The organism is Pseudopedobacter sp., from assembly GCF_040392825.1.
GTDB lineage: Bacteria > Bacteroidota > Bacteroidia > Sphingobacteriales > Sphingobacteriaceae > Pseudopedobacter.
The window spans coordinates 1-17878 of sequence record NZ_JBEBVH010000058.1 but is presented as its reverse complement, the minus strand read 5'-3'; the positions used below and the strand labels follow the sequence as shown (position 1 = coordinate 17878).

The 17878-nt window shown below is 35.1% G+C and carries 16 protein-coding genes; 8 read left to right on the top strand and 8 right to left on the bottom strand.

Going from position 1 to position 17878, the window contains the following annotated elements:
- The 5 genes from ABWO41_RS06140 to ABWO41_RS06120 all read left to right on the top strand — a co-directional run.
- Positions 1–417: MBL fold metallo-hydrolase (locus ABWO41_RS06140; protein ID WP_502945633.1), on the top strand; the 417-nt coding region annotated here is incomplete at its 5' end.
- Positions 418–535: 118 nt separating this feature from the next.
- Positions 536–1360: a metallophosphoesterase family protein gene (locus ABWO41_RS06135; RefSeq protein ID WP_353135036.1), complete on the top strand. Its 825-nt coding sequence runs from the start codon at positions 536–538 to the stop codon at positions 1358–1360.
- A complete protein-coding gene (locus ABWO41_RS06130) occupies positions 1341–1961 on the top strand; it encodes a hypothetical protein (protein ID WP_353135033.1) in 621 nt (206 codons plus the stop codon). The genes ABWO41_RS06135 and ABWO41_RS06130 overlap by 20 nt, the downstream gene beginning before the upstream one ends.
- 169 nt (positions 1962–2130) lie before the next feature.
- The gene (locus ABWO41_RS06125) at positions 2131–2991 is read left to right on the top strand and encodes a sigma-70 family RNA polymerase sigma factor (RefSeq protein WP_013631522.1); all 861 of its coding nucleotides are present in this window, start codon (positions 2131–2133) and stop codon (positions 2989–2991) included.
- Positions 2992–3136: 145 nt separating this feature from the next.
- Positions 3137–4201: an AI-2E family transporter gene (locus tag ABWO41_RS06120; RefSeq protein WP_353135029.1), complete on the top strand. Its 1065-nt coding sequence runs from the start codon at positions 3137–3139 to the stop codon at positions 4199–4201.
- A 53-nt stretch (positions 4202–4254) separates the two neighbouring features.
- Here ABWO41_RS06120 and ABWO41_RS06115 read toward each other — a convergent pair whose 3' ends face one another.
- From ABWO41_RS06115 to ABWO41_RS06085, 7 genes are all read right to left on the bottom strand, one after another.
- Positions 4255–4890: a peroxiredoxin gene (locus ABWO41_RS06115; protein ID WP_353135026.1), complete on the bottom strand. Its 636-nt coding sequence runs from the start codon at positions 4888–4890 to the stop codon at positions 4255–4257.
- Between the two features lie 170 nt (positions 4891–5060).
- A complete protein-coding gene (rplT, locus tag ABWO41_RS06110) occupies positions 5061–5405 on the bottom strand; it encodes a 50S ribosomal protein L20 (RefSeq protein ID WP_353135023.1) in 345 nt (114 codons plus the stop codon).
- Between the two features lie 71 nt (positions 5406–5476).
- Positions 5477–5677, bottom strand: coding sequence for a 50S ribosomal protein L35 (gene rpmI, locus ABWO41_RS06105; RefSeq protein WP_353135020.1), 201 nt, complete (start codon positions 5675–5677; stop codon positions 5477–5479).
- Positions 5678–5704: 27 nt separating this feature from the next.
- Positions 5705–6253 (bottom strand): translation initiation factor IF-3, encoded by a 549-nt coding sequence (gene infC / locus ABWO41_RS06100; RefSeq protein ID WP_353135017.1) that lies wholly within the window; start codon positions 6251–6253, stop codon positions 5705–5707.
- A gap of 30 nt (positions 6254–6283) precedes the next feature.
- Entirely contained in the window at positions 6284–8212 is a 1929-nt protein-coding gene (thrS, locus tag ABWO41_RS06095) for a threonine--tRNA ligase (protein WP_353135014.1), read from the bottom strand.
- Positions 8213–8380: 168 nt separating this feature from the next.
- Positions 8381–9124 (bottom strand): tetratricopeptide repeat protein, encoded by a 744-nt coding sequence (locus tag ABWO41_RS06090; protein WP_353135011.1) that lies wholly within the window; start codon positions 9122–9124, stop codon positions 8381–8383.
- A complete protein-coding gene (locus ABWO41_RS06085) occupies positions 9111–9689 on the bottom strand; it encodes an RNA polymerase sigma factor (RefSeq protein WP_353135008.1) in 579 nt (192 codons plus the stop codon). The genes ABWO41_RS06090 and ABWO41_RS06085 overlap by 14 nt, the downstream gene beginning before the upstream one ends.
- 261 nt (positions 9690–9950) lie before the next feature.
- On the opposite strand from ABWO41_RS06085, the gene ABWO41_RS06080 reads away from it, so the two are divergent.
- The 3 genes from ABWO41_RS06080 to ABWO41_RS06070 all read left to right on the top strand — a co-directional run bounded on the left by ABWO41_RS06080 (position 9951) and on the right by ABWO41_RS06070 (position 15691).
- On the top strand, positions 9951–10910 hold the full coding sequence (locus ABWO41_RS06080; protein ID WP_353135005.1) for a hypothetical protein: 960 nt from the start codon (positions 9951–9953) through the stop codon (positions 10908–10910).
- 82 nt (positions 10911–10992) lie between these two features.
- Positions 10993–13029 (top strand): PKD domain-containing protein, encoded by a 2037-nt coding sequence (locus tag ABWO41_RS06075; protein ID WP_353135002.1) that lies wholly within the window; start codon positions 10993–10995, stop codon positions 13027–13029.
- A gap of 7 nt (positions 13030–13036) precedes the next feature.
- Positions 13037–15691: a CHAT domain-containing protein gene (locus ABWO41_RS06070; RefSeq protein WP_353134999.1), complete on the top strand. Its 2655-nt coding sequence runs from the start codon at positions 13037–13039 to the stop codon at positions 15689–15691.
- Positions 15692–15738: 47 nt separating this feature from the next.
- Here ABWO41_RS06070 and ABWO41_RS06065 read toward each other — a convergent pair whose 3' ends face one another.
- Entirely contained in the window at positions 15739–17874 is a 2136-nt protein-coding gene (locus ABWO41_RS06065) for a TonB-dependent receptor domain-containing protein (RefSeq protein WP_353135039.1), read from the bottom strand.
- Between the last annotated feature and the right edge of the window lie 4 nt (positions 17875–17878).

Here is a 17878-nt window from a genome sequence, read left to right as displayed (position 1 = left end):
AATGCCAGAGAAAAAGCATCTTTTCTTAAAGAGAATATTCTCCCATTGGAAGAAAGCGGGCAGCTCCAATTTATCCAGGTTAAAGATGGTATAGATTTTACACAGCATATTAAGATCAGGTTTGCTTATGGACATACTCATGCCATGATGCTTCCCCAAATAAACTATAACGGAAAAACAATATTATATATGGCAGATTTGCTGCCTTCTGTAGGGCATATTCCATTACCCTATGTAATGTCTTACGACATGTTTCCTTTAAAAACACTTAACGAAAAAGCTAATATCTTACAGGAAGCATCAGACAATAACTATATCTTATTTTTAGAACACGATCCTATAAACGAGTGCTGCACTTTAAAAGAAACAGAAAAAGGGATTAGATTAAACCAAACGCTAACTTTAACAGAAGTATAAACAATATTCTCTGCTAGCTTTTTCATTTTATTATCACAAAAGTATTTATGACATAAATAACAGGCCTATTTTTTGAAAGAAAACCACTTTTGCAACTCATCATATATAAATATGCATTATGGTCAGGCTCTGTTTGAAATTAATTACACTACCTCTTCTTTTTTTAATTTTATCATGCGATAGAATAGAATACAGTCCTAATCAAATATTTGACTCTAAAAGCCCTACTGATTTAAACAAAAAACAACTGGAAATTCTTTATCAGAAAGAAAAAGAAAGCTCCAGCGATACCATTCGGTTTATATTAACAGGAGATACACAAAGAGCATACGATCAAGCTGTCCATCTGGTAAGAGAAGCCAACAAAATCAAAGACTTAGATTTTGTTCTCTTGAACGGCGACATTTCCGATTTTGGCTTATTACAGGAAATGAAGTGGATATCATCAATTTATCAAGGCTTAAACGTTCCCTTTATAACTATCATCGGAAACCACGATTTGGTTGCTAACGGCATGCAGGTTTATCAAAAGATGTTTGGTGAGCTTAATTTTAATTTCACCTATAAAGGAGTTAAATTTATTTGTCATGACGCAAATAGCAGAGAATATCAATTCAATGGCTCTATACCGGATATAAACTGGTTATCTGAACAATTGAAGGAAGAAAACAACCTCAATGTGGAAGGTATTATAGGTATAAGCCATATTCCGCCCAGATCTTATGACTTCGACCCCAATTTAAGGAAAGAATATGAGGAGCTTTTTAATAGCAACTCTAAAGTTATTGCCTGTTTGCACTCACATGAAAACATAAGTGAAACATTTTATCCATTCCCAAATAGCATTCCTTTTATTGTGACCAACGCTGTACAGAACAGAGAATTTTTATATGTAGAAATTTTAAACGGAAAAATGATCAAGCATGAGAACGTTATTTATTAAGCCTTTCCTATTCCTTTTGCTATTATTGACTATCCCGATAATTTCAATTGCACAAAATGACTCGTTAGCAAAAAGGAAAAGTTTCTGGATACCGAAGGGAGCCATTGTTCAACATGGGGGTAGTATAGGCTATATCAGTCTTGGAGCAAGCTATAACATTAATAAAAGCGGTTCTGGAACTTTGGACTTCTATTATGGAAATGTACCGCATTCCAAAGGGGGAACTTTACACATTCTCGCCTCTAAAGTAGTATGGCGACCTGTTAAAATAAAAATCGGCAAAAACCTGATTTTCCACCCTGTAAATCCTGGCTTATTTTTAAGTTATCATATGGGAAGAAACTTTGATGCAAAATGGGACGATGATGAATACCCTAAAGGTTATTATTGGTGGTCAACGGCATTCAGACCTCATATTGCTATTGGAAACGAGTTAAAATTCGACACTAGCCGATTGACAAATAAAACCATTAAATATGTAAGTTTCTACAGCGAGTTTAATACCAATGAGCTCTATCTGATCAGTTATTTTCAGAATACCCATGATTTAAATTTGCACAAGATTTTTAAGCTGGGACTGGGAATTAGAGCCTATTTTTAACAAAACCTGACAAATTGCATATGGAATGATTTTTGTGGTGTGTCAGCCGAATGTATTTTGTTAAAATAATTAGAAAATTCCCTAACATTTTTCCAGAATAAACGTTATATATCTCAAAGTTTGCTTAGCTTTGCAAACTTTATACGAATAGTGTATATTTTATAAATAGATGAGACAACTCAAGATTACGCAATCAATCACCAATCGTGAATCACAATCGTTAGATAAGTACCTTCACGAAATTGGTAAAGTTGATCTAATTACAGCAGAAGAGGAAGTTATCCTCGCACAAAAAATCAGAGAAGGCGATCAGGCAGCCCTTGAGCGCTTAACAAAAACAAATTTACGTTTCGTTGTTTCCGTAGCAAAACAATACCAAAATCAAGGATTAACCTTAGGAGATTTAATCAACGAAGGTAATCTAGGCCTCATCAAAGCCGCAAAAAGATTTGATGAAACTAAAGGTTTCAAATTCATTTCTTATGCCGTTTGGTGGATTCGCCAATCTATCTTGCAAGCCATAGCAGAGCAATCTCGTATCGTACGTTTGCCATTAAACCAAGTAGGTTCTTTAAGCAAGATTAGTAAAGCGTTCTCTAAACTAGAGCAGGAATATGAAAGAGAACCATCTCCTGAAGAATTGGCAGATATTTTAGAAACTACTGTTGACAAAATTTCTGACACTTTAAGTAATTCAGGTCGTCACGTTTCTATGGACGCTCCTTTCGTTCAGGGAGAGGAAAACACGCTATTGGATGTTTTGGAAAATGATAATCCAAATACCGACAGCATGTTAATTGACGAATCTTTATCTGAAGAAATTAAACGCTCTTTGTCTACATTGACTGAAAGAGAACGAGAAATTATCGTATTATTCTTCGGTTTGGGTTCTAACCATCCTCTATCTTTGGAAGAAATTGGCGAGAAATTCAATTTGACCAGAGAACGTGTACGTCAGATTAAGGATAAAGCCTTACAAAGACTTCGTCACACATCCAGAAGCAAGATTTTAAAATCTTATTTAGGATAGAAATATTAATCGAGATTAAAGCCCGACTCCTGATAGAGCCGGGCTTTTTTATTGGTACAGGTGTCTATCCCAGAACTGACAATCAGCCTTCATATCAAACAAAAACATGTTTTACCTGTATTATTGAAAAACAAGCAAACATACTATGAAAGAAATTCCAATTACCGTAATCAGATCTATAGAGCTGCTGGGAATTGTATTGGTAGTTTTTATATTTTATGTCGGTGCAGACATCATTATGCCTATCTTACTTTCCTTTTTTATTTCAATCATGCTGCTTCCGGTACACCGTTTCCTGATGTCCAAAAAAATTCCGGAAATCTTGTCTATTATCATCTCTATTCTGCTGTTGGCACTTTTCTTAGGTGGTATTATCTGGTTTTTTTCGTCCCAAATAACCAAACTCATTAACGAATTCGATCAGATTAAATCTAACGTTAATAATCATTTGAATAACCTGAGCCATTGGATAGATAATAAATTTGGAATATCCAGTAAAGAACAGACCAAATTCATCAACGAACAGAGCAATAATGTATTAAATTCCCTTGGCAAAATATTAGGCGGAGCTATGGGCTCTTTTTCTAGTTTTATTGTGTTTTTTGGTCTTCTCCCTATATATATTTATTTAATGCTGTTCTACAAAAACCTATTCCTTAAATTCATTTTTATGTGGTTTTCTCCGACAGATCACGAAATGGTAAGGGAAGGTTTAAAAGAATCTGAAACTATCATTAAAAGCTATCTTTTAGGGCTTATTATCCAAGTTACCTATATGACTATCTTGCTTGGCGGATTAATGATTATATTCGGAATTAAACATGCACTTCTCATTGGAGTTATTTTTGCAATTCTTAATTTAATCCCTTACATCGGTGCTTTATTCGGAAATATTATTGGTGTACTACTAACTCTATCTTCAACACAAGAATTATCGGCGGTAATAACGGTTTTAATCATTATTTCTGCCGTTCAGTTTTTAGATAATAATATTTTAATGCCACGGATAGTAGGCTCAAAAGTAAAGATAAACGCTTTTGCAGCAATATTTGGTGTCATTGTTGGTGGTACTATAGCAGGTATATCAGGCATGTTTTTGGCTTTACCTCTCATAGCAGTCCTAAAGATTATATTTGACAGGACTAAAATACTGAAACAATGGGGAGTATTACTTGCCGATGAAAGACCCAAAAATAATCTCATGAAGTAAATAAAAAAGGCAAACCCTCAAGTTTGCCTTTTTTATCACTAATCAAATCCAAATTACTTATTTGGTTGAGGTGTTAATCTCAAATATGGTTTTATTTCTCTGAATCCTTTTGGGAATCTGGAAGGAATATCTTCCGTTTTTATAGAATTAGCCACAACAACATCCTCGCCCTCTTTCCAATCGGCAGGTGTAGCTACGCTGTAATTAGCAGTTAGCTGTAATGAATCAATAACTCTCAATATCTCCTGAAAATTTCTTCCTGTAGAAGCCGGATAAGTGATAATTAACTTGATAGTTTTATCTGGTCCTATTACCAGTAAAGACCTTACTGTAAGAGTCGCGTTTGCATTGGGGTGAATAAAGTCATAAAGCTCAGAAATTTTACGCTCAGGGTCCGCTATAATAGGAAATTGAACATCTACATTCTGCGTTTCATTGATATCTTTAATCCAACCCTGATGAGAATTTACATCATCAACACTTAATGCAAGAACTTTTACATTTCTTTTCTCAAATTCATCCTGTAATGCTGCTGTTCTTCCTAGCTCCGTTGTACATACCGGAGTATAATCTGCAGGATGAGAAAATAGTACAGCCCAGCTGTCACCTATATAATCGTAAAAATCAATTTCGCCTTTCGAAGTCTGTGCTTTGAAGTTTGGCGCTATGTCTCCTAATTTTAAACTCATAATATTTATATTTTAAAATGGTTTTGCAATCTCTACTAATTTAGTAGACAAAAATCCAAATTCAAAATTTTGTTAATAAAACTTGGCAACATGACATTATAAAAACAAAAAAAGTCTGATGATTATCAGACTTTTCCCTCCTAAAACGATCTCTTCGTATCTAGTGTATCTTATTTAACTGTATCAATGATTGCTTTGAAAGCCTCTGGATGATTCATTGCTAAATCAGCCAATACTTTTCTATTCAAACCAATATTTTTAGCAGCTAATTTTCCTATTAGTTGAGAATAAGAAATTCCGTGTTGACGAGCACCAGCATTGATACGTTGAATCCATAATGCTCTAAACTCTCTTTTCTTAACTTTTCTGTCTCTGTAAGCGTATTGTAAACCTTTTTCGACAGTGTTTTTAGCAATAGTATAAACCTTGCTTCTAGATCCCCAGTAACCTTTTGCAAGGTTAAGGATTCTTTTTCTTCTTCTTCTTGACGCAACTGCGTTAACCGAACGTGGCATAATTTAATGTTTTTAGTAAGCGGTGATCCTTATCAGATACTTGTAAACCGAGTACTTGGTTAATTAATAATTTACTTTCCTAAACAAAGCATACGTTTAACATTACCCATATCTGCTACATCAACATAGGTTGTATGAGTTAAGTTACGTTTTTGTTTTGTTGTTTTTTTAGTAAGAATGTGACTTTTGAAAGCACTTTTTCTTTTTACTTTACCTGTTCCAGTAAGCGAAAAACGCTTTTTAGCACTGGAATTGGTTTTCATTTTTGGCATAACTATGCTTTTTAATTTAACCTGAATTTATTTTTTAGTCGTTTTAGGCGCTACTGTTAAGAACATTCTTTTACCTTCTAATTTAGGTAGCAGTTCTACTTTACCATAATCTTCCAAAGCTTGTGCAAACTTTAACAGCAAAATTTCTCCTTGCTCTTTGTAAACGATTGCTCTACCTTTAAAGTGAACATAGGCTCTCACCTTTTCACCTGCCTCTAAGAAGCTTATAGCATGTTTTAATTTAAACTGGTAGTCGTGGTCGCTGGTGTTAGGACCAAAACGTATCTCCTTAATAACAGTTTGTTTAGCATTAGCTTTAATTTCTTTAAGCTTTTTCTTTTGCTCGTAAATAAACTTGTTATAGTCAATAATTCTGCATACAGGCGGATTAGCATTGGGAGAAATCTCAACTAGGTCAAGATCTTGTTCCTCTGCCATTGCTAATGCTTGTTCTATAGGGTAAACTCCTTGCTCTACACCTTCTCCTACTACCCTTACTTCCCTGGCTCTAATCTTTCTATTGATACTATGAGCCGGCTCTGTACTTCTTCTTCTGTTATTATTGTTCGGATTCAAATTTGTTTTTATAAATTCCTCCAGTTTTTGTTATTTAATCTTTATCTCGTCTAATAGAAGACTTTTAAATTCTTCTATAGTCATACTTCCTTTATCACCTTCGCCATGCTTGCGGACAGAAACCATGCCATCTTGCATTTCCTTTTCACCTATAATTAGCATATATGGCAACTTTTTGACTTCAGCATCCCGGATTTTCCTCCCAATCTTTTCATCCCTCAAGTCAATTAAACCGCGAATATCGGAATTATTTAACGAATCTAAAACTTTTTTACCGTATTCCTCAAATTTTTCTGAGATAGGAAGAATCGTAAACTGCTCTGGTGTAAGCCATAACGGAAAATTACCGGCACAGTGTTCTATTAATACAGCAACAAATCTTTCCAGAGATCCAAACGGTGCTCTGTGGATCATTACGGGCCTGTGTTTTTGATTATCGCTTCCTGTATATTCAAGTTCAAAACGTTCGGGTAAATTATAATCAACCTGAATGGTTCCTAATTGCCATTTTCTTCCCAAAGCATCTTTCACCATGAAATCCAGTTTCGGTCCATAAAATGCCGCTTCTCCTGTTTCAACAACAGTAGGTAAACCCTTTTCTGCAGCAGCTTCTATAATAGCATTTTCGGCTAATACCCAATTCTCTTCTGAACCTATGTATTTAGATTTATTTTCAGGATCTCTTAAAGAAACCTGAGCTATATAATCTTCAAAACCTAAGGCTTTGAAAACATACAATACCAGATCGATAACTTTTTTGAACTCTTCTTTCACCTGATCCGGACGGCAGAATAAATGGGCATCGTCCTGAGTAAACCCTCTCACACGAGTTAAACCGTGTAGCTCTCCACTCTGTTCGTAACGATAAACTGTACCGAATTCCGCCAATCTCACCGGAAGATCTTTATATGACCTTGGTTTTGATTTGTAGATTTCGCAGTGATGTGGACAGTTCATCGGTTTCAGAAAGAATTCTTCCCCCTCTTGCGGAGTTTTTATGGGTTGAAAAGAATCTGCTCCATATTTATCATAGTGACCAGAAGTAATATATAAATTCTTATGACCGATATGAGGAGTAATAACCTGGTCGTAACCTGCCTTTTGCTGAGCTTTTTGTAAAAAACTCACTAAACGCTCTCTTAGTGCAGTTCCTTTAGGCAACCATAACGGTAGTCCCAACCCCACTTTTTCCGAAAAAGTGAATAACTCTAGTTCTTTACCAAGCTTTCTGTGGTCACGTTTCTTTGCTTCTTCAATACGTTGTAAATATTCTGTAAGTTCACTTTGCTTAGGAAAAGAAACGCCGTAGATGCGGGTCAGTTGTTTTCTGGATTCATCTCCTCTCCAATAAGCACCCGCCACATTCGTTAATTTTATCGCTTTTATAAATCCTGTATGCGGTATATGCGGTCCACGGCATAAATCGGTAAAATTACCTTGAGTATAGAATGTTATTTTTCCATCTTCAAGGTCTTTAATCAGATCCAATTTATATTCGTCACCTTTTTCTGTAAAGTATGTTAAAGCATCTGATTTGGAAACGGCTTTTCTATCAAAAACTTCTTTGGTTTTAGCCAGTTCAAGCATTTTGTCTTCAATCTTTTTCAGATCATCTGAAGAAAAATCTCTATCTCCAAAGTCAACATCGTAATAAAAACCTGTTTCGATAGCAGGCCCTATTCCGAACTTTGTTCCCGGATAAAGCGCTTCTAAAGCCTCTGCCAGTAAGTGAGCCGATGAATGCCAGAATGTTGATTTTCCATTATCGTCATTCCATGTCAATAATTTAACACTCGCGTCACTTTCGATTGGTCTGGATGCATCCCAAACTTCTCCGTTAACTTCTGCTGCTAATACGTTTCTGGCTAAACCTTCTGAAATTGAAAGTGCAATCTGATGTGCTGTTGTTCCTTTTTCATATTCCCTTACGGAACCATCGGGAAGTGTAATTTTAATCATTTACAACATGATTTAATGTTTATAAAAAATACTTCAATACACTTATACAAGTAAGTGTGGTCCGCAAAAGTAAGAGTTTTAATGTAATTTGATGTTAAATCAATCTAATATTATTTTTAGCCGGAATTAAATAAAAAATCGCCAGGTAATTTACCTGACGATTTCGGATTAAATCTCTTTCAGTAACTGTCTGGACTTCCTGTATATACCAGATCCTTCGTCTATTTTCTGCAGCCATTCTCGGGCTTTCTCTTTATTGTTTTCTTTAAGAAAACCAAATGCAATATAGTAAGCCGATTCATCTTTAAATACTGATTCTCCCTTATAAACCTGCTCTAAATAAACCCTTGATTGATTGAAATCTTTAGTCTGCATCAGCGATATGCCATAGTAAAATTTCAGCATATCGTTTTCAGTATCAGTTTCCAGTAACGTTTTCAATTTTTCTCTTGCTTCGTTATAATTACCTTTATTGAATGCGTCCTTAGCGTCTTTTAATAAGAATAAATTTTCCCCTTCTCCCCTTTCTTCCACAGACACCATTTTAGCATCGAAAAATTCATTGTAATTATTTTGGTTCCACGGTGCCCATACAAACAAAGCGATAATAAAAACCGCAGCTGCATAAAACAATCTGTTTACCTTTAATTTTCTTACACGTGTTTTTTCTACAGGAACATGTTCTGTAAAATATTCCGCATTGAATTTCTGCAGATTATCCCGAAAAGCAACGTCATCTTCATTATTTCGCTGGGCATGTACTTTTAAAGCACTATCCATTTTTATATAAAGTTCGTAATCGGCCTTTAATTGCTCATCTTGTTGAAGTGCAGCCCCAAACTCCTTCCTTTCTGTTTCCTCCATTTCTTTATTCGCGAAACGGATGATATCTTCTATATTAAATCTGTTCATCTCTTTTTTTTATTTCAGATTTTATCATTTGCATTAACGAACCCACACACTCCGATTTCTTCTTCCGCAGATAGCCATAGGTAACATTTAACCGCTCTGCAATCTTTTCCTGATGTTCTTCTGTAAGTGTCAGACTAATAATCTCTCTGCATCTTTCAGACAATTTTTCAAACATCATTACATAAAGCTTGCTCTGCTCCTCTTCTTCCAATAACTGGTCTGCCTGCTGAAATACATCCTCACCAATAGATAATAAATCGTCATCGTTATTTGTTACCTGCAGATTTGACTTTTTCTTTAAGTGGTTCAGCCACTTACGTTTGCATACGAGTAAAAAAAAGGGCTCAAACGGGCAAGTAAGCTTCAATCCCTTGTATTTCGCCTGATTATAAATATCTATTAACGATTCCTGAAAAATATCTCCCGCGTCATCTTCAGTCCCATTATTACTCACAATCAGACGTTTAACTTTAGAAGAAAAGCGGGAATAGATTTTCTGTATAACATTGCTGTCATTAGCCAGCAATCCATCAAGGTAATATTGATCTTCGTGTTGTTTTGCCAAGATAAACAGTTTAAATCCCTAAAATAAAGAAAACTTCTCTCTAAACCATTCAATACAAAAGCGAAAAAAATTAAAAATATTTTATAAACAGGGGTAACATTTTTGAAATGGGTTGATTTCTCTAAGAACACAAACTTAAAAATCATGAATACAACTCAGGAAATGCTAATGAAGTGGTTAATAAACATTGCAATGTTCTTATCACTATTTCTATTAATACAGATGTTAGGTTAAATCAATATTCATTTAAAAACAATAGTCATGAAAAATTTAAGAATAACAACAGCACTTTTATTTTTTGCCTTTGCACTGGGTGCCTGCAAAAAAAACAATGATAACTCTTTAAATACAGTAAACAACAGTAAAGAGTTTATTCAAGAAAAAGGTCCAAAAATTCAACGTATAAAAATTAACTCCGAGATTGACAACGATGTCAGGCTTTCCGGAGGAACGCTTATTAAATTCAAGAAAAATAGCTTTACCAAAAATGGCCAACCTGTAACCGGCGATGTTACCATTGAAGCATACGAAATGCTTAATCGTAAAGATGTATTGATGAGCGGAACAAATACCAACCATGTGAGCGGAGCTCCATTAATTTCCCATGGTTTCATTTTCATCGATGCTAAGGTAAACGGGGAAAGTGTAGATAAAAGCCTCAATATACCTATTAATATTGCTATACCTGCTAATGGAAATGACTTAACTGCTATTTGGGAAGGTGTTATTGACGATAATGAACAATTTGCATGGAACAACATGATAAACCCCAATGGTGCAGGAGGCAATCTTTTCCAGGTTAAACCTATTGACGATACTTTCATTTTTGATTTCGGTAAATTAGGTTGGATTAATTGTGATGTATTTTATGCTTACGTCAATCCTAAAACTACAGTTCGCGTAACTGTTAACAACAACCCTGGAAACATGGCTACTTTTAAAGCTTTAAACGGAGAAACATTTGTCTATTTCTGTGCTAAAGGCGAAAATGTAGCAGCACAGCTTTATAATGAAGATGGGCCCAATACTGTAAAAAGTTACGACAATTCTATGCCAGTAGGCGCGACAGGGAAGTTTATTTCATTTTCTATTAAAGACGGTAAATTTTATTATGCGGAACAGGAAACTACTATTACAGCTAATCAAAACTTAACTTTAACGCTTACAGAAACGACCGAAGCAGCTATACAAACTGCATTAAATAACCTTAATAATTATTGAGTTAACCTATAAAGAGAGGCTGCCGGAATTATTTTCTAAAGCCTCTTTTATTTTTATATTTAAGGCAGTTAACTTAAATCTGATGAGAAAAGCGAAGAATCTGTTGCTTTTATCCTTTGCAATTTTCCTTTTTGCAAAGGATATTTTTGCCCAATCTCCAGTTGCTGGTGATACTATACCCGCAAAACTGATTTATAAAATTGATAACGAGAAGATCACATTCGATTCTGAACTTAGACCACTAAGAGCTATAGCAGGTGCTCCCGCTCCATTCTATTCTTATTTTTGGGAATTTGGAGACGGGAATTTTTCATTCTTACAAAACCCAACACATATTTATGCAGACAGTGGGACTTATGCTCCGCGTTTGTATGCTACTAACAATTACGACGATGGGAACCCACCCCCAACGCGCCCGGGAAAGCTAAAAATAAAATCTAAGCCAGCGGCAAGAACCATGCTGGCCTCCACTAATTTTTTCAAGGATAATCATCAAATCTCACTTCAGAGTAACAGAATGCCAAAACCTCAGGAAGAGATGATACTTATATTAGGTTATAAAAATAATGCATTGGCTAATCCATTAAGTAAAAGCGGAACAATTGCCTTATTCTATAATGATATCCAGTTCGATAAAGACAATTTTAAAATAAGTGAGATTCGCACACACCATAAAGAGGAAAGGACAACTATTAACCAGCTGTTAGCATTAGGGTCTACAGCTTACTCCGGTCATAGCTTCTATGCTAAGAGCGGACCTAATATGCTGTTTTCACCTGCTCAGAACAGCAGTGCATCTAAATTAATACAAGAGCAAAAAACAGCCTTTAGAAGTGTCGAAGCATGGAAATACAGCAATCTGCAGTCAAACGAAGAGCGTTTCATGTTTATCAGTTTACAGACTACTCCCGAAATGATCAGAGATACCAATGCTGTAGTAAATTTATCAGCGGTATTTATACCTGACGATCCGCTAGCCGATATAGATATCTATAAACTGGAACTTCAAATTGTAGCATCTCACGATCCAAATAAAATGATTCTCAAAAACCGAACGATGAACTATCGCTTTTTAGGCAAAGAGAAGACTTTAACCTACAAAGTCAGATTCCAAAATACGGGAAAAGGACCAGCTAAAAAAGTTGATGTTGGTGTGAGTATCCCCGATGTGTTAGATATTCAATCAGTAAAAATAAAAGATTCCAGTCCTAAAGTTACCCTTTGTGACTCTGCTTATACAGGTCAGAGCTGCCTGGATACGATCGTAAAAAAAGATAGTATCCATTTTGTGTTCAGAAATATTTATCTACCAGGGGTTCAACAAGACGGAGTAAACAATAAAGATTCTACAAAAGGATATATCGAATATCAAATCAAATTCAAGGAAAAGCCCAAAAAGCTCCCATTTGCAAGTTCAGCAGGAATTATATTCGACAAGAACGAGCCCATTTATACCAATAAAGCAAACGGAAAATTCAAACCAGGAATCTCTCCTGGAATAATGGTAGGGTACGGATTTTCGGCATCCAAAAATCCTGTGAAGGGAATTGGAGAAAAAAACTACACCGTTGGCTTTAGCATTTCGCCCTACTCTCCTTTTAGAAAATTTTTACAGGCCGAGTTATTTTTGAATGCCTATGAAGCTAGTAACGATTTAATCAATACTATAGATTATCAACGAGATACTACTTATAGCTCAGGCACTGCAGACAGAGCTTCTTACATGATTAACGGAAGATCTATTTATCATGAAACACAAAAAGTAAATCTGGATATTGTTCCTATCCATTTGCGCTATAATTTAAATCATTTTGTAGGTTTAGGCCTTGGCACCTTTACATCCTTAACCTTATCAGAAAAAACAAGAATACTACAACGAACGTTTATAGAAGAGCGAATTTTCGACAGCACAGGCAATACAAAAGAACCTGATAATATTTTTCAGGACGATCTGTATATAGACACTAAAAAGAAAACCTTTTCTGCATTAAACGCCAGCATTTTTGCCGATTTACAATTAGGTCTTGTAAGAAAAGGTCCGGCATTGGGAATTAGATATTTAAGAGGTATTAATAATAAAGATAACCGCATATTTACTTATCTTAGTTTTAAATTATAGAACTAAGTTGAAAGTCTGTAAGCATCTACTTTTTATCTCATTCTTATTTCTATTGCCTGTTATTGGTAAAGCTGATGACATATCAGACCAATTGAATCAGCTCAGGCAAGACGACAATTTAGTCGAGTGGATAGATTTAGGCCTGGAGAAAGCAAGTACCGATAGAGCAGAAAGTCTAAAATATTTAGAAAAAACTGAAAAAGCATTATGGCGAAAACCTAAAACTTCTGAAGAAAAAGAAGCATGGTTATATTTGCTAATTAATCAGGGTTATTACCAGTTATATTATGGAGATATCAATAATTCCATTAACAAATACGAAGAGGCTTATAGCTATTATCAACAGGAAAAAATCCCTATTAATGTCGAAGAATACATATTAAAACCTTTAGGAAACAATTACACCAGAATTGGAGACTTTGACCGGGCTGTTTTTATCCAAAAACAAAGCTTAAACATAGCCGAGTCGGAAGGTAATGACACAACAGCAGCCTCTATATACAATAATCTAGCTATCACCTATCTTACTAAAGGAAATCTGGATGACGCAAAAAATGCAGTAGATTTAGGTCTGCAACTCTGTAAAGAAACCAATAATATTTATGGCTTATTGTATTCTACAAAAGCTAAAATATTGTACGAGATGCAAAAATATAATCAAGCATTAAGTACAGCCAAAACAGCCCTTAAATACCTTAAACAAAAAAGAAATACCAATTACTGGCAAATAGGCGCGTATGATATAATTGCTCACATAGAGTTGCATAATGGCGATTATAGAAGTACAGAAGAGCATATTAAACAGGCCTTAAAATTAGCTTCGGCAGAAAGAAAACGGGAATACTCTACGCTTTATATTCTTAAAAGCAGACTGTTTTATGAGAAAAAAGATTACCGAAATGCATTAATTTTCGTAGACGAAGCACTTTCGGCACTGGATAATCAATTTAATAAAAGCGATCTTTTTCCTGAAGTCCCAAACTTATATCCGGAAATTAAACTCCAACTGGCACTGGTGTTAAAAGGAGATATTTTACGAGCTACAAATCACAAAGAAGCAGCATTAAAGGCTTATGTTCTGGCGGGTAATGTTTCTGAAATGTTAAGGTCCGGATATACTTATCGCTCGTCTAAAAGAAAACAGCAGGAAGAAGCGAAGGTTAACGCAGAAAAGATAATTGAGCTCGCCTTCGAACTATGGACAGTTGATAAAAATGAACAATATGCAAAGCTGATTCTGGAAACCTCTGAGAAGACCAAGGCCAGACTTTTATTTGATGAGTTAAAGTTCAATCAGGAACGTTTAGCTTCCAAAAATAAAGCCTATGCTGATATTTTAAATCTTGAACGAACAATTGCATATTACGAAAAACAAAAAAGAACAGAACACACCTCTAAATTTGATAAGAAATTAGACGACCTGCGTTTTCAACTATCTTCATTGAAGAAGAAAAACAATTTCCAAAACTATATACTAGATGTAAATGCCGATCAATTGGTAACTCAGATTCCAAGTCATGTTATGGCTTTGGTTTTCTTCGTGGGAAAACAAAACACCTACATTATAACCGCTTCGTCTAAAGGTATTACAAATATTGTTAAGCTTGGAGAATCTGCCAAACTGGAAAAAGAGGTGAATGATTTTGTTAATCATTTTTTCTATCAAGGTGCTGATGCGATGATGAATACACCGAAAACATTTTTCGCAGAATCCTATAAAATATACCAGTCTATTTTTGGTGCTTTAGATCTGAGTAAGTACGAGCAATTACTAATCATTAAAGACGGAATTTATAATTATTTATCTTTCGACGGACTGATAAGTTCGGAACATTACAGCAAAAAAATAAAGGAATGGCCATTCCTGATAGTGAGAAAGAAAATTCGATATCAATATTCATTATTTAATATATCCAAAACAGAAACAAACAATCCTCAACACTTGTTTTCCGGCTTTTTTTTAAGCAAAACCAGTGGTAATTCTTTACCAATTCCCTCAGTCATATACGAATATAATGTACTAAAAAACATGATAGATGGCCGTTTTTATAGTAACGAAAGAGTCGACTCTGATATGCTGAAAGAAAAAATTGAAAACAGTAATATTCTCCATATTAGTAGCCATGCACATGTAAACGATTCGACGTTAGAACCGGTCCTCGAGTTATACAATGAAAAATTTTATCTTTTTGAAATAGAGCCAAATCATTCCGTACCCAAACTGGTGGTTCTAAATGCCTGTCAAACTGCAAATGGCGAATATATTAGTGGTGAAGGGATAGAAAGTTTAGCCAGGGGTTTTCTTTCCGCCGGTACAAAAGCAGTAATATCTTCTTTATGGAAGGTCAACGATGAAGCAGGAGCTAAACTGTTAATCTTATTCTATAAAAACCTTCTAAAAAGTCACAATCCTGCTGATGCATTAAGGCAGGCAAAACTAAATTGGATTCATAGTCATAAAACCAACCACATTATGGCCTTGCCATACTATTGGGATAGTGCCGTATATACGGGAGCGGATATAGAAATAACTTTTAATAAGGCATTCAACAGAACACTTTATATCATGATAGCGGTAATTATCTCCGTAGTGGTAGCCCTTTTAATTTTCCTTTTCATTTCTCATAAAAGCACAAAAAACAAAACTTTACCAAGATCCTAATGCCTTGTATTTACTTCCTTTATTGCTATACAAATCTGAAGAATCTTTTAAAATTCCCTTTCACCAAATTCGCTCCCCGGAAGCTTAATTTTTCTTACCACATTATTCAGGTTAAAACTAAAGTTGAGCATTAGCACATCTTTCTCGTAAATGTAATTTGTGGTAGTGTAAAAATCAGGACCATAGGTCGTAATTCTCTGCTCATTACTATTCAACAGACCCAAGTCAATATTCTGCCATTGGCATACGGCTGTTAACCGGCCATTCAGAAACTGCTTTTTCAGAGATAAATTGGGAGATAAAAATCTCGAGTCCTCACCCTGCACCGTAGGTCTGTTGGAAAGATAATTTAAATTAGCCTGTATACTAAATGTTGATGATGCCTTAAAGTTGGTGTTAGCGTTTACAGAATACACCCAATCTGAGTTTTTCAAATTATTCTGGTAATTTAAAATCACACCGTTAATGGTACTTTTATAGATATTAGTTCCCAAATAAACTTGTACCCAATCTGTTAATCCATAATTTGATCCTATCTCAACACCCAATCTTCTTGCTTTTTCCGCATTGGTAAACACACGGTTCAGAATAGTATCTGCATAAACACTGTTTACTCTCTGTATTGGGTTTTTAATATCCTGATAATAAACGGTTGTAAAAAAAGAGCCTTTATTGTAATTTTTAATGATACCGATTTCGGCAAGATATATGAATTCAGGGAGTAAATTTGCGTCTCCTCGTTCCAATGTTTCCGAGTGTTCTCTTTCAGGAATAGGATTAAGCTCAAAATTGTTAGTGCGTTGGACACGCCTGCTTACACCAGACTTAAGCTTCCAGTTATTATCTAAGCTATATAATATATTTGCAGAGGGGAAGAGATTATCCAGACTCAATTGATAAGTATTACTCCCTCCGGAAATTACCTCTAAGTCCCTGGTTGCATGCTCAAAACGTAATCCTCCAGAATATTCAATTCTATTCGCCTTTCCCGAATACTGTGTATAGACCGAGTGAATCTGATTTATCGCTTTTACGTCACCGGTAAACTCGGGTATTATCGCAAAATTAGCATCTCCAATCTCTTTTACCGAATAAATAAATTCACCATTTTGTTGATCTCTCCGATACTGATAACCTGTTTCTAACTTTCCGCTTCCTAAATTTATAACATAGTCTATTTTTCCTCTAAATCCGTTTAAGGGATTTTTATACGTACTCAGCGTATTTTGTATTGTATCAGTTACTTCTATATTCTGGTTTTTAGTAGACCCGTAAAGTTTAGCATACTCATAAAGCACCGAAAAACTTAATGAAGATTTGTTGGCAAAGATGTGTGTATAGTCTAAGTTTCCCAATATAAAATCTCCCTGTTTATTTTGCAGGTTAGAGTTAAAGTATTGCTTTTCACCAATTGTTTGTCCGGTACTGATTTGCGTATTGACATTATCATAATAAATATCGGCCAGGCGATCCTGAAATTTATGACTTGCAAAAAAACCAGCAGAAAATAAATTATTTTTTGAAGGCGTGTAGGCAACGTTAAACCTCCCCCCATAGTTATATTTATCAAAGCTACGTTCACCCTTAGAAGGAAATGAAGTTTTTTTTTCTCCAATAATAGTATATACATCTCCGTCCCTAAAACCAGCGTTATCATTTCTTAAATAGTTGGCACTTGCCGAAAGATCCCATCTATCTTTCCTAAAACTCAATGTAGCATCTGCTCCGTAACGCTGTTGTGCTTCCTTATTTGCAAAGTTTTTGGTTGAAGGTAATCCTCCTTGCGCATTAACAGCAAAAGCTAGTCCATCATCAGCCCCTTTTTTAGTGATGATATTGATGATACCACCTTTTCCATCTGGATCGTATTTAGCAGATGGGGCTGTAATCAGTTCTATATCTTCCACAACATTAGCCGGTAACTGGCTCAAGATAGTCTGCGCATCAGTTTGTACAGGTTTTCCATTAATTAATACTAAAAAACCTTTGGATCCCCGCATAGTGATTTCACCCTGCCCATCAACTACCACAGATGGCGTATTTTTTATAACATCAATTGCCGTTCCTCCCTTAGCAATTACAAACTGATCTGCTTTATAAACTTGTTTATCTATTTTATTAATGTTCTGGACCTGTTGCCCTGTTATTTTAACTTCATTTAAAAAACGCTGATTAATCTGCAGATTT

Bases quoted from the DNA above. Each gene is read 5' to 3' on its own strand.
- rplT (WP_353135023.1), bottom strand. From the start codon at position 5,405: ATGCCACGTTCGGTTAACGCAGTTGCGTCAAGAAGAAGAAGAAAAAGA.
- ABWO41_RS06080 (WP_353135005.1), top strand. From the start codon at position 9,951: ATGAAAAATTTAAGAATAACAACAGCACTTTTATTTTTTGCCTTTGCA.
- ABWO41_RS06130 (WP_353135033.1), top strand. From the start codon at position 1,341: ATGAGAACGTTATTTATTAAGCCTTTCCTATTCCTTTTGCTATTATTG.
- rpmI (WP_353135020.1), bottom strand. From the start codon at position 5,677: ATGCCAAAAATGAAAACCAATTCCAGTGCTAAAAAGCGTTTTTCGCTT.
- ABWO41_RS06125 (WP_013631522.1), top strand. From the start codon at position 2,131: ATGAGACAACTCAAGATTACGCAATCAATCACCAATCGTGAATCACAA.
- ABWO41_RS06075 (WP_353135002.1), top strand. From the start codon at position 10,993: ATGAGAAAAGCGAAGAATCTGTTGCTTTTATCCTTTGCAATTTTCCTT.
- ABWO41_RS06090 (WP_353135011.1), bottom strand. From the start codon at position 9,124: ATGAACAGATTTAATATAGAAGATATCATCCGTTTCGCGAATAAAGAA.
- thrS (WP_353135014.1), bottom strand. From the start codon at position 8,212: ATGATTAAAATTACACTTCCCGATGGTTCCGTAAGGGAATATGAAAAA.
- ABWO41_RS06120 (WP_353135029.1), top strand. From the start codon at position 3,137: ATGAAAGAAATTCCAATTACCGTAATCAGATCTATAGAGCTGCTGGGA.
- ABWO41_RS06135 (WP_353135036.1), top strand. From the start codon at position 536: ATGGTCAGGCTCTGTTTGAAATTAATTACACTACCTCTTCTTTTTTTA.
- ABWO41_RS06115 (WP_353135026.1), bottom strand. From the start codon at position 4,890: ATGAGTTTAAAATTAGGAGACATAGCGCCAAACTTCAAAGCACAGACT.